This is a genomic window from Martelella mediterranea (assembly GCF_004342225.1).
Lineage (GTDB): Bacteria > Pseudomonadota > Alphaproteobacteria > Rhizobiales > Rhizobiaceae > Martelella > Martelella mediterranea_B.
The window spans coordinates 1-15,199 of record NZ_SMAR01000022.1 but is presented as its reverse complement, the minus strand read 5'-3'; the positions used below and the strand labels follow the sequence as shown (position 1 = coordinate 15,199).

At 56.4% G+C, this 15,199-nt stretch carries 14 protein-coding genes; 9 read left to right on the top strand and 5 right to left on the bottom strand.

What is annotated here, in order from left to right; all coding sequences use genetic code 11:
- Positions 1-18: 18 nt before the first annotated feature.
- Positions 19-942, bottom strand: a complete 924-nt coding sequence (locus EDC90_RS13665) for a lysylphosphatidylglycerol synthase transmembrane domain-containing protein (RefSeq protein WP_132312579.1) — start codon at positions 940-942, stop codon at positions 19-21.
- 161 nt (positions 943-1,103) lie between these two features.
- Between EDC90_RS13665 and EDC90_RS13660 the strand changes: the two genes are divergently transcribed.
- From EDC90_RS13660 to EDC90_RS13625, 7 genes are all read left to right on the top strand, one after another.
- Positions 1,104-2,750 carry a sulfatase-like hydrolase/transferase gene (locus tag EDC90_RS13660; protein ID WP_132312577.1) on the top strand — a complete coding sequence of 549 codons (1,647 nt, stop codon included), beginning with the start codon at positions 1,104-1,106 and terminating at the stop codon, positions 2,748-2,750.
- A 493-nt stretch (positions 2,751-3,243) separates the two neighbouring features.
- Positions 3,244-4,065: an ABC transporter substrate-binding protein gene (locus EDC90_RS13650; RefSeq protein ID WP_432420009.1), complete on the top strand. Its 822-nt coding sequence runs from the start codon at positions 3,244-3,246 to the stop codon at positions 4,063-4,065.
- Positions 4,066-4,134: 69 nt separating this feature from the next.
- Entirely contained in the window at positions 4,135-4,827 is a 693-nt protein-coding gene (locus tag EDC90_RS13645; RefSeq protein ID WP_132312573.1) for an amino acid ABC transporter permease, read from the top strand.
- Between the two features lie 18 nt (positions 4,828-4,845).
- Positions 4,846-5,736 (top strand): 4-hydroxy-tetrahydrodipicolinate synthase, encoded by an 891-nt coding sequence (gene dapA / locus EDC90_RS13640; RefSeq protein WP_132312571.1) that lies wholly within the window; start codon positions 4,846-4,848, stop codon positions 5,734-5,736.
- A 20-nt stretch (positions 5,737-5,756) separates the two neighbouring features.
- Positions 5,757-6,485 (top strand): amino acid ABC transporter ATP-binding protein, encoded by a 729-nt coding sequence (locus tag EDC90_RS13635; RefSeq protein WP_132312569.1) that lies wholly within the window; start codon positions 5,757-5,759, stop codon positions 6,483-6,485.
- Between the two features lie 65 nt (positions 6,486-6,550).
- The gene (locus EDC90_RS13630; RefSeq protein ID WP_132312567.1) at positions 6,551-6,967 is read left to right on the top strand and encodes a DUF3830 family protein; all 417 of its coding nucleotides are present in this window, start codon (positions 6,551-6,553) and stop codon (positions 6,965-6,967) included.
- Positions 6,968-7,207: 240 nt separating this feature from the next.
- Positions 7,208-8,008, top strand: a complete 801-nt coding sequence (locus EDC90_RS13625) for an aspartate dehydrogenase domain-containing protein (RefSeq protein ID WP_132312565.1) — start codon at positions 7,208-7,210, stop codon at positions 8,006-8,008.
- A 71-nt stretch (positions 8,009-8,079) separates the two neighbouring features.
- Here the strand turns inward: EDC90_RS13625 and hydA are convergent, their stop codons facing one another.
- From hydA to EDC90_RS13610, 3 genes are all read right to left on the bottom strand, one after another.
- Entirely contained in the window at positions 8,080-9,483 is a 1,404-nt protein-coding gene (gene hydA, locus EDC90_RS13620; RefSeq protein WP_132312563.1) for a dihydropyrimidinase, read from the bottom strand.
- Positions 9,484-9,562: 79 nt separating this feature from the next.
- Positions 9,563-12,472 (bottom strand): FAD-dependent oxidoreductase, encoded by a 2,910-nt coding sequence (locus EDC90_RS13615; protein ID WP_132312561.1) that lies wholly within the window; start codon positions 12,470-12,472, stop codon positions 9,563-9,565.
- Between the two features lie 285 nt (positions 12,473-12,757).
- Positions 12,758-13,399 (bottom strand): GntR family transcriptional regulator, encoded by a 642-nt coding sequence (locus EDC90_RS13610; protein ID WP_132312559.1) that lies wholly within the window; start codon positions 13,397-13,399, stop codon positions 12,758-12,760.
- Between the two features lie 209 nt (positions 13,400-13,608).
- On the opposite strand from EDC90_RS13610, the gene EDC90_RS13605 reads away from it, so the two are divergent.
- On the top strand, positions 13,609-14,286 hold the full coding sequence (locus EDC90_RS13605; protein WP_132312557.1) for a GntR family transcriptional regulator: 678 nt from the start codon (positions 13,609-13,611) through the stop codon (positions 14,284-14,286).
- Between the two features lie 331 nt (positions 14,287-14,617).
- The gene (locus EDC90_RS13600) at positions 14,618-14,908 is read left to right on the top strand and encodes a hypothetical protein (protein ID WP_132312555.1); all 291 of its coding nucleotides are present in this window, start codon (positions 14,618-14,620) and stop codon (positions 14,906-14,908) included.
- A 72-nt stretch (positions 14,909-14,980) separates the two neighbouring features.
- Here EDC90_RS13600 and EDC90_RS21075 read toward each other — a convergent pair.
- A partial coding sequence (locus EDC90_RS21075) for a hypothetical protein (RefSeq protein WP_207903912.1) occupies positions 14,981-15,199 on the bottom strand: 219 nt, incomplete at its 5' end.

The window sequence follows — 15,199 nt, the reverse complement described above, 5'->3', positions numbered from 1 at the left end:
GAAGATCACGCTCAGGCGTTAAGGGAGCCGGCGCTGGTTAAAAATCGTACTCAAAAGGAAAAACAGACCAAACGGGGCAACGCCGATGAGCGATATTATGCCGTAAAGCAGGCTGGCCGAAAGCCCTTCTGCGCTGGAAAAGCCCAGAAGCGGCCAGAGTGCCGCCGCCGCCGCGTCCCTTGTGCCCCAGCCACCGACACCAAGCGGGATGACCATTGTCAACAGGCAAAGCGGGATGATTGTTACCACCGCGATGGCGGGCAAAGGCGAACCGACGGCATAAGCTGCTATCATGAACACAGCGACATAGCCGGAAACCGTGAGCGCGCTCAGCCCGAACTGAATGATGAGCGCGCCGTCTTTCCAGAAAACCGCCACCAGATCCGGCCAGATTGCGGTAAGGCGCGCCGGAAGACGGATACGCTGCAAAAACAGGGCGAGCATCACAAGAATGAGCACAACGGCGAGAAACACAGCTGCGATCCTCTCAAAGCCATCCGGCAATTTTTCAGCCAGAAACAATGGCCATGCCAGAAGCCCGACGCCGACAAGTACGAAGAAAGCCAGCTGACCGGAAAGCCGTTCCAGAAAAACAGCCGCAGCCGGACGCTTCCACCCGGCCTCACCCCTGCTTTTGCTGCGATAGGCCCGAAAGGCATCACCGGCCATTCCGCTCGGGAGAATCTGATTGAGAAAAGTCGCGATATAATACTCACGGATCGCAATGGGCAACGGAATATGATGATCGAGCCGATATGCCGTAAAGCGCCAGCGCAACGCGGAAAAAACAATCTGAGACTGCACAATTGCGAGACCGGCAAACACCGGCACCGGCGAGACATTCTCAAACGCCGCAATCACCTGTGCGGGATCAACGGTCAGAAAAAGCGCCGTGATGACGGCCACAACAGCGATTACCGCAACAATGCTGAAAGCCGACACGCGCTTTTTCCTTTCTCCGGGTCTGGCATCGCCCGTAACTTTTACTGCACCCGGGTCGCCGAGCGCCCTTTATCAGAACGCGTCTTGAAGAGCGGGTTCTGGCCAGCCGGAACACCGGCTTTCACGCCACGCCAGCCACGACCGGAGTTTCAGCCCATATCATGATCCATTCCAAACGGTCTGACAGGAATAATATTTCGCCGCAAGCCGGTCTGCTCATCTGGGCGATCATCTTCCTCGTTCTCGCGACCGCTGTGCTGAACATGCCCGGCTATCCCTCCGGCTTGAAACCCGCGACATTCCTGAAGCTTCCGCTCGAAGTTCCGCTTACAGGGCTGGCGCTCCTGGTTTTGTCGGGTCTTGCGGCGCGTCTTCTTGCATTTTTCTCGACACTGGCGATTGGCACGGTGCTGTTTCTGAGGCTCGCCGATATCGGTGTTCAGTCTGCATTTCAGCGCCGTTTTAACCCCTATCTCGATGCAAAAATGATAGCAGATGGCTGGAACGTGCTTTCAGGCTCCATCGGAACGCTGACTGCGGCATCTCTGATTATTGCCACCATCGCCGTGTTCATTCTGGTGCTGCTTCTGCTTTTCACAGCACAGGTACGACTAGCAGACGCAAAGCCCCCCATCACGGGAAATCTGCGCCTTGTCTTTGGCAGTCTTGCGGGCGTTGGCCTCATCTTTTTCACAGCCTCGCAATTTGATGGCATGCGGCAATACGCATCCCTTCAAACGCCGTCCTACCTGACGGCACGGCTGACCCTGATCTCAAAATCGATGGACGATATGCGCCACTTTGATCAGGACCTTGCCGCAAGGGCGGAAAAAACGACCGATGAATATCTGTTTCGCGGCGTGGCCGGACGCGACATCATTCTGATTTTCATTGAATCTTACGGTCGCAGCGCGGTTGAAGACAGCCGCTATGCCCCTTTGATCCAGCCGCGCCTTGCATCTGTCGGTGATGCACTGACAGCAAAGGGATTTTCAGCGGCCAGCGGCTGGACCCGTTCCCCGACGATGGGTGGCCTCAGCTGGCTTGCCCATGGGACCTTCCTTTCCGGCCTGTGGGTCGACAATCAGGCCCGCTATGACCGGCTGATGATCAGCGACTGGCCGAGCCTGAACAGCATGTTCAGGGATTCCGGATGGCGTACGGCTGCGGTTATGCCTGCCATCACCATGGCATGGCCGGAGGCGGAATATTACGGCTATGACCAGATCTTTGCTGCCGCAGACCTTGGTTATAAGGGCAAGACGTTCAACTGGGTGACCATGCCCGATCAGTATACCCTGTCTGCGTTTGACCGGCTGGTTCGTCATCCTGCTGCCGAGGCCGACAAGCCGGTGATGGCCGAAATTGCGCTGATTTCCAGCCATGCGCCGTGGACCCCGGTGCCCAGACTGATAGACTGGCTCGACGTTGGCAACGGAGAAATATTTGACCGGCAGGCCGAAAGCGGTGATCCGCCGGGTGTCGTCTGGGCTGATGATCAGCGTATACGCCGCCAGTATATCCAGACCATTGACTATTCCTTGCATACGGTGGGCGACTATGTCGCCAAATTCGGAGATGATGCGGTCTTTGTTGTGCTCGGCGATCATCAGCCCGCACCTCTGGTGACCGGACCGGATGCATCCCGCGATGTACCAATTCATATCATCAGCCGTGATCGCAATCTGGTTCGGCGCTTTGAGGCCGAAGGTTTTTCACCGGGCATGATCCCGGCAGAAGATGCGGCCAACCCGCCGATGGACAGCATGCGGGGAAAACTGATCCGTATCTTCTCACAAGCGCAATAACCACTGAACACAGCGCGGCAATCGCACTCCCGGTTCGGGCTGAAAATCAGGTGCAGCAAACCAGATCAGCGGCTCACGGCGCAGCATTTCACCGCTTGGCACACTGAGCGTCCGCGTAACCACCGCCAGATCCAGCACGTCATTTGGAAAAAGAGACTGGCGAGACCGCCGAAACGCAGCCTCAGACGGCATAATCACGAGAAAGCGAAATCGCTGAACCTCAAGGCCCGTTTCGATCTTCGAAGCGGGCCTTTTATGTGCCCGCTCTTTGAAAATCCGCTTGACCAGCATTCTGGCTGTTGCAGGCAGAGCGCCTTATTCGGCGCTCCCGGCTGATGCTGCCCCTTTTCAGATGTTTGAGATTTTGATTTCGCTTCCCGCTTTATGGTGACTTGCATCGGTCAGAATAATATGTACTATTGTGGGATCCCATATGAACACAATTATGGTCTCCACGATAGAACTCCAGAGGTATCGAATGTTTTCCAAGTTTATGACCCGTGGCCTGATGGCCTCCGCAATGCTGCTGAGCGCCGTTGCGGCAGCCACTGCACAGGACTGCACACCGAAAATTGCCGAGAGCGAACTGATCGAGCCCGGCAAGCTGGTCATGTCCACAAACCCGACACTGCCTCCGCTTCAGTATGTCGACTCCAAGGGCGATCTGAAGGGTATGCGTATTACGCTCGGTAACGAAATCGCCAAGCGTCTCTGCCTTGAGCCGGAATATGTTCGTATCGAGTTCTCCGCCATGATCCCCGGCCTTCAGTCCGGCCGCTGGGACCTGATCAACACAGGCATCTTCTATGCCGAAGAGCGCGCCGAACTGATGCAGATGATCCCTTACGAAAATCAGGCGATCAGCATTTCCGTGGCGCCCGATAACCACAAGGAATTCAAAACCAAGGAAGACCTCGATGGCATGACCATCGGTGTTGAGATTGGTGGCTTTGAAGAAAGCAAGACCCGCGTTCTGGACGAAAAGTTGAAGGATGAAGGCCTCGACGGTCTGGACATTCGCACCTTCGACAATTTCGCCATGGCTTATCAGGCATTGCGCGCCGGCCAGCTTGAAGGTGTGGTTTCCATCGACGCGGTTGCGGAAGAATACGACAAGCGCGGTGATTTCAACGTCGCCATCAGCGGCCTCTACCCGGCATCGGTTGCCGTTGCGATGAAGAGTCCGGCTCTGGCCGACGCTGTCGCGAAGACGCTTGACGAGATGAAGGCCGATGGTTCGCTCAGCGCTTTGTTTGAAGAATACGGCCTGCCCATGGTCGAAGGCGACTACACGGTTCACGGCCCGAACCGCTGATCGCAGACACAGGTAAGATCATGCGCGGACGCAGCCGTTGATGCGTCCGCGTAAAACGGAGTTCGATAAATGTCGCTTTGGAACTGGTCCGGCTTTTTCAGCTACCTCTTCAATCCATTTCTTTTAGGTGGTGTGGTCACAACGATCTGGTTGACCGCCGTTTCACTGGTTGCCGGCCTGATTCTGGGCTTCTGCATCGCCATGATGCGGCGCTCGAAATGGCTGCCGGTGAAGGTTATTGCCAAACTCTATACCTGGTTGTTTCGAGGCACGCCGCTTCTGGTTCAGCTGATTGTGATCTACACCGCCCTGCCGGTGATCGGCATCAAGTTCACCGTGACGCAGGCGGCGCTGCTGGGACTGGCGCTCAACGAAGCGGCTTATCTGGCAGAGATTATCCGCTCCGGTATCGAAGCCGTCTCGGAAGGACAGACCCGCGCAGGCCGCGCACTTGGCATGTCTGAACGGCAGATCATGCGCCGCATCGTCATGCCGCAGGCATTCCGGATCATTATTCCCCCGCTCGGCAATTCCGTAAACGGGCTTTTAAAAACAACGTCAGTCACATCGGTCATCTCGATGGAAGAGCTGCTGCGCCGAACACAGATCCTGATTCAGGAAAAATTCATGGTGCTCGAACTCTTTGCCGTGGCTGCCATTTACTACCTTCTCCTGACGACGCTCTGGGACCTCATTCAGGTTCGTATCGAACGGCACTTCGGCCAGTCTGATCAACGGCTGTCGCTCAGTGAAAAGCGCTGAATAACAGGATAATTTCAAATGAAAAAAACATTTCGCGGTGTTTACACAGTCATGATCACGCCGCTTGCCGATGATGGCGCGCTTGACCTGAAGGCACTGGCACAATTTACCGACTGGCAGATCAAACAGGGTATTCATGGCCTGATCCCCCTTGGCTCCACCGGCGAGTTCCTGTCGCTGAGCCAGGAAGAGCGCGACGTCGTAGCCAGCACGGTTATCGAAACGGCCGCTGAACGCGTGCCCGTGCTGATTGGCACCGGCGCGGAAGACACCCGCGAGGCCATCCGCCTCAGCCGCGAGGCAGAGGCCATGGGCGCTGACGGCGTTCTGGTGATCCCACCATTTTATTCCACACCGACCGATGATGAGCTTGTCGAACACTATCGCCGGATTGCAGAAGCGATCAGCATCCCGATCATGGTCTACAACAATCCGGCAACATCGAATGTCGACCTGATGCCCGAGCTGGTGCAGCGCATCGCCGAGATCGACGGCTGCGACTACATCAAGGAATCGACGCTTGAAATCAGCCGGGTTCGGGACATTATTCGCCTCGCTGGTGACAATATGACGGTGTTCGGCGGCATTATGGGCTATGAATCATTCGTTATGGGGGCTCAGGGCTGGGTGGCCGTTGCCTCCAATGTCGCACCGAAGCAGATGGCCCGCATGTTCGAGCTTGTCGCCGATGAAAAGCGCTATGACGAAGCCCGCGAACTCTATCTGAAATGGCTGCCGATCATTCAGGCTGTTGCCGGACAGGCCTATGTCGCCGGTACGAAATCGCTGCTCAACCATATGGGCTTTCAGGCCGGGCCGCCGCGTCCGCCGCGTCTGCCGCTGCCTGCCGATCAGGATGCGCATATGAAAGCACTTGTCGAAACCTTCAAACTTGAATTCGAAGGCTGAAATCACACAGGAGCCACCACATGATTGAGCTCAACGGCGTTACCAAATCCTATGGCGATTTCGATGTTCTGAAGAACTGCTCTACCAAGGTCGATCGCGGCGAAATCGTCGTGATCTGCGGACCGTCCGGCTCGGGAAAATCGACCCTTATCAAATGCGTCAACGGGTTGGAGCCTTTTGACAGCGGTTCAATCAAGGTCCACGGCATCGAAGTCGGCGACCCAAAAACCGATCTGACGGATCTTCGCTCTCGGGTGGGCATGGTATTTCAGAACTTCGAACTGTTCCCGCATCTGAGCGTTATTGAAAACATCAAGCTGGCGCAGAAGATCGTTCTGGGCCGCAGTGACAATGTTTCCGACAACAAGGCCAAGCAGCTGCTGGACCGGGTCGGGCTTGCTGATCAGGCCAGAAAATACCCCAGTCAGCTTTCCGGTGGTCAGCAGCAGCGCGTGGCCATTGCGCGGGCGCTGGCGATGGATCCGATTGCCATGCTGTTTGACGAGCCAACCTCGGCACTCGACCCGGAAATGATTTCCGAAGTGCTTGATGTTATGACCGACCTCGCAAAGGAAGGCATGACGATGATGGTCGTCACCCACGAGATGGGCTTTGCCCGCCGGGTTGCAACTCGGGTGGTCTTTATCGATCAGGGTGAGATCGTTGAAGACAGGCCGAGCGACGACTTCTTCTCAGGCCACCACAACCAACGTACCGACGCTTTCTTAAGCAAGATACTGCATCACTGACGCGATATGAGCGACGGGCCAGGCTCCCGTCTGCCCTTTCCCATGTGCAATTGAGGACACCGAACATGAAACTGAAAATCGCCGCCGGTCCATACACGTTTGACGCCGTTCTGGAGACCGAAAAGGCCCCGAAAACCTCCGAAGCTTTCCTGAAGCAGATGCCTTATACGAGTCAGGTCGTGCACGTGCGCTGGTCCGGTGAGGGCGTCTGGGTTCCGCTTGGCGACACGGATTTCGGCGTCGGTTATGAAAACCACACCAGCCACCCGGCTCCCGGCCACATCATCCTTTATCCAGGTGGCATCAGCGAAACTGAAATTCTGCTGGCCTATGGCGGCGTTGATTTCTCCTCCAAGATGGGACAGCTCGCCGGGAACCACTTCATCACCATCACCTCAAACCTCGATAAGCTGCCGGAAATCGGCCGCCTTACGCTTTGGGAAGGTGCACAGGATATCCGCTTCGAAGTCGCTGAAGACTAGAGCGCCGTGCATCCATTCGGATGCACAAAGGACGCTCTAACCTATTGAATCTACGCATCGTGCTTTCCGAAAATCGATTCCGATTTTCGGGCCGATGCTGTAAGCAGAAACGGGCAAATGAAACGACCGGCGCCGCATCACCGCATGGTTTTGCGGCGCTCTGTTCTTCAGGCCTGAACGGATGATCGAGTGCTTTGTCTTGCAAATCTGCACGCTGCGTCTGTGAAAGGATCAACGCCCATGAAGCATGAAAGTGACGCACGGGAACGTATCGCGATCCTTGGGTACGGACGCATAGGAAAGACCGTTGCGGAAAGGCTTCTGCGCGATGATTTTGCGATCCTGACAGATGTTGTCACGCGCCGTTGCAAGGCCGCCTCCGCCAGCTTGCCGGATGCCGTACGGCTCCATGAACGACTGGATGATGCACTCTCGCAAAAGCAGGACGTGGTCATCGAATGTGCTTCACCAGCACTTTTGGCCGAACACGCACCGGCCATCTTAGGATCCGGCGCCGATCTCGTTGCCGTGTCGCTGTCAGCCTTCACCGCGCCTGAAACCGAGGCCCGCATCCTTCGGGCGGCAGAAGCCGGTCCCGGACGCCTGTTTATCCCCTCAGGTGCAGCCTGCGCTTTGCCGCTGTTGCGTGTTGCAAAACAGGCCGGAATCGATCATGTGCATTTCCGGCAGACATATCCGCCATCTGTCTGGCAAAAGATTGCCGGAGGCGCGCCGGAAACCGGCTTCCACGGTGTGTTCTTTCGCGGAAGTGTGCGCGAAGCCGCCAAGCTTTTCCCGCGCAACCTCAATGCCGCCGTCGGCATCGCTCTGGCTGGTCTTGGCATGGATGAGACAACGATTGAACTGGTTGCCCATCCCGGAATTGCCAATATGCGTTATGAACTGGAGATCGAAAGCCTTGGTGCACCGATGCGGCTCGACATCGGCCCTTACGATGATCTGGCTGAGGAAGCGACAGATCACACTGCTTTTTCCGTATTATCCATGCTGAAGCAGCGCTCTGCAGCCGTTTGTTTCTGACAAACAGCGCGCTTTTCTCTTCGTACCCAAAACCGCCGGAAGACCGGCGGTTCCGGTTTCACCGCGATTGCTCAGGACACTTTGCGGGCTGCTGCCTTGCGATACTGGCCCTGTCCCTTTTCGCCGGTCAGCTTGCCCTCATCGATGACCACCTTGCCGCCAAGAACGACGGTTGTCGGCCAGCCATTGATTTCCATGCCTTCATAAGGCGTATAGTCGGAAGCATCATGCAGATCCGCATGACGCACCGTGCGGCTGACCTCTGGGTCCCAGATCGCGATATCGGCGTCACTGCCAATCGCAATTGTGCCTTTTTGCGGATAAAGGCCATAGGTCTTGGCATGGTTTGTGGCCGTTAAAGCCACGAAGCGTTCCGGCTCGACACGCCCGGTCAGCACGCCTTTGGAAAACAGGATCGGCATCCGCATCTCAACGCCGGGAATACCATTCGGGATATGGCGGAAATTGGTCTTGCCCTTCGGGTTCAACTTGCCGCGTTCGTCATTATAACGGAACGGGCAGTGATCGGAGGAAAACAGATCGAACGTGCCATTTTCGATACCAATCCAGCATTCTTCCTGCTCTTTCTCATCGCGCGGCGGTGGTGAGCAAACGAATTTGGCGCCTTCCCAGTCCATGCCTTCCAGGTCGTCTGCTGTCAGCGTCAGATATTGCGGGCAGGTCTCGCCGGTAATTTTCAGGCCGCGCTGACGTGCGCGCGTGATTTCATCGCGGGCCTCGCCATTGGACACATGAACGATCACAATCGGAACTTCGGCAATTTCTGCCAGAGAGATGGCACGGTGTGTCGCCTCGCGCTCCACTGCCACGGATCTGGTCGAGGCGTGGGCACGCGGCGCAACATTGCCCTCCAGCTCGTGTTTGTCGATCAGAAAGCGGATCGCGTCTTCGTTCTCGCAATGGATCATCACCGTTGCACCGCTCTTGCGGGCAACATCGAGCGTCTTGAGGATTTCACCATCGGAAAGGCGCAGATCCTCATAGGTCATGAACACTTTGAGCGAGGAATAGCCATCCTCGATCAGTGCCGGAAGATCCTGCCCCAGAACGGCGTCGGTCGGATCATTGATGATCAGGTGGAAGCTGACATCGGTGTAGCATTTGCCTTCTGCAAGGTCATGATAGGCCTTCAGCGTTTCTCGCAGCGGCTGACCGCGCTCCTGCAGGCAAAAGGGCAAGACAGTCGTGTTGCCGCCAAAAAGCGCGGAAAGCGTACCGCTTTCAAAATCGTCAGCCATTTCAATGCCGGGGCCCTGCGGCTGAGAAATATGAACATGACTGTCAATGCCGCCAGGCATGACATAGCGGCCTCTGGCATCAATCACGCGATCGGCACCTTCCAGCTTGTCACCGATCTGAACAATTTTCCCGTCACGAATACCAATTGAGGCGATAAACCGGTCCGACGCGGTTACCACCATTCCATTTTCAATAATTAAATCAAAGCTGCTCATCGCTGTTCCTGACTTTCGTCTTTCATAAAAATCTTGTCTTCCGGCCCAAAAGCCGTATCTGCACTACCCCTCCGCCACATCAGAAGCGGGCAAGCGAGAAAGTCTCAACGCTGCGTCCGGTTTCACGACCGGTGATCAGATCTGCGGTGATCTGACCGACAATCGGACCAAGCGTATACCCGTTTGATGTGACGGCGTTGAAAAAACCACGTCTGGACGGCGCTTCACCGAGGATTGGCGCACCATCAATATTGATGTTCATCGCCGCCCAGCTGCGGATCAAATGCAGCTTTCTGAGCCCTGGAACCACATGTTGCGCAACCCAGGCATTGCCCTCCATGCTGTTCAGCATGGGGCGCGGATGCTGGTGAACCGGATCCAGACCCGCGGTCCATCCGCCACCAATCAGAAAATTGCCGTTGGCGGCCTGCTTCAGCGTCAGATGTCTGTCGGCATGCGCGATCAGCGTCGATACCGCAGGTTCAGCGGCTTCAGTCACCAGCATCTGCAGCGGTGCGCCAAAAACCGGGACCTCAAGCCCCACCATCTGGCCGACACGCGATGCAAAGGCGCCAGCGGCATTCACGACCCGCTTTGCCCGGATCACTCCGCGCGATGTTTTGATGCTATAGCCATCATGATCGTCTTCAATGGCGGTCACGGCAGTGCGGTCGAACAGCTTTGCACCGGCCTGAAGGGCGGCGTCGAGAACATGCTGGGTGGCGACCAATGGGTTGATCTTGCCTTCCTGCGCGCAAAAGGCTGCGCCTATGAACATTTCATTAAGCGCCGGTTCCATGTCTCGCAGCGTGTTACGGTCAATCACCTGACAATCGATCCCGTATGCCCGTTCGACGTCCGTCTTTTCTTCCAGAAAGCGCAGATGCGCCTCGGTTTCGGCGACCATCAGCCCGCCGGTAACCTTCATTTCAAAGTCTTTGCCGGTTTCCTGCTGAAGCGCTTTCCAGATTTCGATGGAATCGCGCTGCAGCGGCAGGGTCTTCGCTGCCGGACCTCCACCCGCTTCTGCCTTGGCGCCATGGTCAAAGGAAAGTAGCTGAGCGTGAAGGCTGCCAGCATTCCCGCCGGAGGCCAGATTATTGGAAAATGCCCGCTCGACAATCACCACATCGACGCCTGCACGGGCGAGAAAAAGTGCCGTTGAAACACCTGCTATTCCGGCACCGATGACCACGACATCAGCGTTTTTTGCCGGAAGCGGCGCATTATTTTCCAATGGCTCAAGATCCGGCAGAAGAGCGCGTTTGTGGCCACCCCATTCCGGCTTTTCGACCCCAAGTGCGGCAAGCGGCAACGGCCTCAACGGCATTTGTGGCGCATTGAAACCGCGGGTTTCACTGCCGCTTTTACCCTGCCCGGAGACAACGGCCAGCGTATGGGCACAAAACCGACCCTGACAGCGCCCCATACCCGCTCGCGTCAGCCGTTTCAGCGTAGAGATATCAGGCGCGAACTCACCGGTCAGCGACCTGACCTGACCATAGGTCACGCCCTCGCAACGACAGATAACGGTTGCATCGTCCAGACCACGGTCAGCCTTCGGATTTTCATCGCGGAAGACGGCCCAGAGCGCATCCTGAAACGCACGCTGCCGGATCCGGCGCTTCTTCTGTACGGTGCTATCGCCCGCAATCTTGCGGCCAAGCTTCAGCGCGACCGACCGGCCGGCAAGCTCACCCTCGGCCAGAGCAATTGGCGCACCGCCAAAACGTCCGGCCTCACCCACGATGTGAACATGATCCAGCGATGTGGCACCATCATATTCGCGTTGCGCCACCAGCGCACCGTCCACCACATCATGTGCACAGCCCAAAAGCCGCGAAAGCTCATTTGCAGGAGTGAAATAGCCACCGATCAGAACCGTATCGACGTCAAACATCTTCCGGCCCGCCGGGGTCTCGACCGTCACGCTTTCGACCTTGCCATTGCCGCAGATTTCTTTGACGCGCGAAGACCATTCAATCTTCACACCACCAGCCATCAACGCTGCAATCTGCCTGACGCCAGCTATCGCCATGGCCGGATCGGCGGCCATCAGCTTCATACCGGCAGAAGCACTCAGCCATGGCGCATTTGCAGCCTCCACCAGTCCGACAATTTCGGCCCCGGCTGCTTTGAGTTCACGGGCGATCTGGATGTTCAGTGGGCCGTTCCCGGCGATCAGAATTCGCTTTCCCGGCAGTGTTCCATAAGCACGCAGAAGTGTTTGCGCGGCACCTGCGGTCATCGCGCCCGGTAGCGTCCAGCCGGTGATTGCCGGTGCGCGTTCATAAGCGCCGGTCGCAATCACAATCATCCGTGGTTTCACGTAAAAGGCCTTGCCCTCGCGAAACGCCCCAATGCGATGGGTTCCGTCGTCTTCGCGTTCAGCGCCCCAGACCAGCGTCTGGTCTGAAAACACGACACCGGCACGTCTGGCAGCCGCGATCAGCGCCTTTCCGTTATTGGCCTGATTGTCATTTGCAAGGCGCGCGCCGGCATGATCTGTGACCGGCTGCTTGAAATACTGACCACCCGGCAAGGCGCGCTCATCGAGAAGCAGAACCCTCAGGCCCGCCCTGGCCGCCGTTTCAGCAGCCATCAGGCCGCCCGGCCCACCGCCGATGACCAGAAGTTCGGTCTCGCGAACATCAAGAGCTTCAGGCGGCTGCGCCAGATCGGCAATGTCCGGGTCGAGAATAGCAGGGCGTGGCTTTGCCCTGGAAACGGCCATTCCAGCTTCGATTTTCGTCATGCAGGCGCGCAGGCCGGTCTTGCCGTTGACCGTCACCAGACAGTCCTGACAGGCCCCCATGCCGCAATATAGCCCCCGCTCTTCACCGGTTTTTCCACGCGTAAAATCCGGTACGCCTGCATTGGCCAGTGCGGCGGCGATGGATGCACCATGTTCAGCGACAATCGAGCAATTCTCAAAGGTGAAGCTGACAGCGTCCCCAGACGCTGCGGCGGGTTCCGATTTATTAGACATGGGTTTCTCCAGACACCTTCACTTCACGACCAGAATGCTGACAGCCACAGTCTCTTTTCATTCATAGCGCGAACGCAGCCGGAATGACGGGCAGAACCGGATCGACATCGGGTGATGCGATCAACGGCAATCGCAATTGAGGAGATCAGCAGGATTGCATTCTACTGGTATCCCACATAAATACGCTTATAATGCTGTCCTTTCAAGCCGGTTTCTCAAAGCCGTGTTCGGATCAGCTCTTGATGAGAAATGGGGAAGGTCTTGCAAGACACAGTTCGAGCAGAGTCAGTAATTGCGCATCACGCCTTCACGGACAACACGAAGATGGCGGTTCATGGCGTCGCGCGCCGTGTCCGCATCCCGGTTTTCAAGGGCCTCCAGCACCTCACCATGTTCCTGCATACCCGGCTTGGCGCGAACCACCGGCAACTGCCGCTCGAAGATGGTCGTATAGCGTCGCATCTCTCCAATGACAGAATTCATAAACGGATTGCCGCTTCTGGCGGCGATATACCCGTGAAGCGCGTGGTCGAACGCCCAGACCGTTTCCGGATCGGGCGCCGCATCCTCGCAGAGTGCAGCAAAGTCCGAGCGCAGCGCGCCGAGCGCATCATTGTCACTATTGACCGCCGCCAGAGATGCCGCCTGTGGCTCAAGCAGCTCACGCATGGTCAGGCTGTCGAGATAATCCTTGAGCGTGACAATACGCACAACCAGTCCGGCTTTCCCGTTTCTGATCAGAAGCCCCTCACCTTCCAGCCGGCTGATGGCGTGACGCATCGGAGAGCGGGAAACCTGATAATGCTCCGCCAGCCGCCGCTGCTGAACCGGATGGCCACCGGGCAGCCGCGTAGCCAGAATATCTCTGAGCATCGCCTTGTAGACTTCGTCGCTCAGACTGGCATCGCTATCATGCGTTTCACTCATCTCCACACCCTAAAAGCCTTAAATCATGTCATATTATCGCGAAAACCGGCCTATTCACTGAGACCTGCAAGATCGCGGCATATGATTTTGCAAATCAATTCAGTATTCTTAAAGGCCAGCAACGTTTTGCGAAAGCGACCTGAGCGTTGCAACCGAAAACTATTCCGGCTTTTTTCTTCAACCCGTTTCACGAAAGCACCCAGGGCAGCATGATGGACATCGACCAGGAACACCCGATCCAGCCGGAAAAGAGCGGCCATAACCTCACCATGCTGACCTATAAGGCCATCTCCGAGATGATCCGCGACCGCAGACTTCAGGGCGGACATGTGATCGTCGAGGCCAGACTTGCCGAAACACTGGGGATTTCACGCACTCCATTGCGCGAGGCTCTGCAGCGGCTCGAGGGCGAGGGGCTGGTTTTGAAAGGCGAAGGACGCAACTACATCGTCCGTAAGGTCGATATCGGCGAATATCTGCAAAGCCTGCGTCTCAGACTGCTGATTGAACCGGAGGCGGCGGCGCTGGCCATTCCCCTGATCCCCCGCCGCCTTTTGATCAGCGTGCGCGAGGAAATTGATGCGCTGATGGGCGCGACCGCCTACCACACGGATTCACACTGGTTTTCTGATGACCGGCTGCACAACATGATCATTGATTATTGCGGCAATGCTGTCATGGGCAAGGTTCTGCGTGAACTGCGCGTGGCGACCCGCCTTTTCGAGATCGATCGGCTCAAGGATCGGCTGCAGCCTGATTCGACCGAGCATCTTGAAATTGTGGCGGCAATTGAAGCAGGCGATGAGGACGCCACACGCAATGCGACGGCTGCGCATATTGAGAGCCTGATCGCGTTTGCCCGCCGCAATCTGGCATCCGGTGCATAAATCAAAGCCCATCAGGGCCGGCGGCCAGCTTGCAGGGCTCTGACATATCATGCTCCGTTCCGCCCGCTCTACGGTTCTCAGTCAAGCACAATCGCCTGCATTTTCCAGCCTCTTTCTTGCCCAATTTTTAATTGAATAATACCTCAATGCATTCTTTAGGTTGCGCTAATTTCAGCCTGCTTAATGTATATCCGGTGTCGTGGATTCACGGTCCTGAAATCAGGGGCAATTGTGGAACAGAGCCGGGTTTTGCGAGGCTACGCCTTCATCAAATATCTGGAACAAGTGCATGACCGCCTCACAAGGCGGGCCTATCTGACGGGAGAACATTGTGGACTTCAATCATGAATCCGACGCAACCCTCAACGCCTTTGAGCGGGAGCTTGTCTCCTCTGTTAAAGCCATGAATGACCGTGTCTCACAGGAGGCCGAACGCTCGCGCGCACTTTTGAACGAGCAGTGCAGAGCACTCAACACCCGGCTTGCAGAGATCGAGCAGTGGAAGGGCAACGTCGAAACCGCTCTGCTGGGTCTGAGACTGGCTGAACTTGAAGAGCGTCAGAAGAACATAGAAGAGCGCCTTAAAAAGTCCAAGAAACGGAAAGACCGTAGCAATCGCTAAACCAGGCCCGGAATCCGCAACCGGCCTGCAGTAAACTGCGAAGAAGCCTTCCTGCAACTTTTGGCTTTCTGATTATTGAAGCAAAAAAACATGAGTATTTTTATCTTGATTTAAAAAGCATCTGATCATAAAGAGCGGCGACAAACTCAAGCCAGAACCGGACGCCGCATGCCTACGAAAACGAAAATTGCTGTAATGAAGTGGCTCGGTTTGTTTGAACAGGCTGCTGGTCGTTCTTAAGTGGTTTTCGGCCTTGTTTATGCTGCCTCTGATATCGCGGGCAGCGCGTTG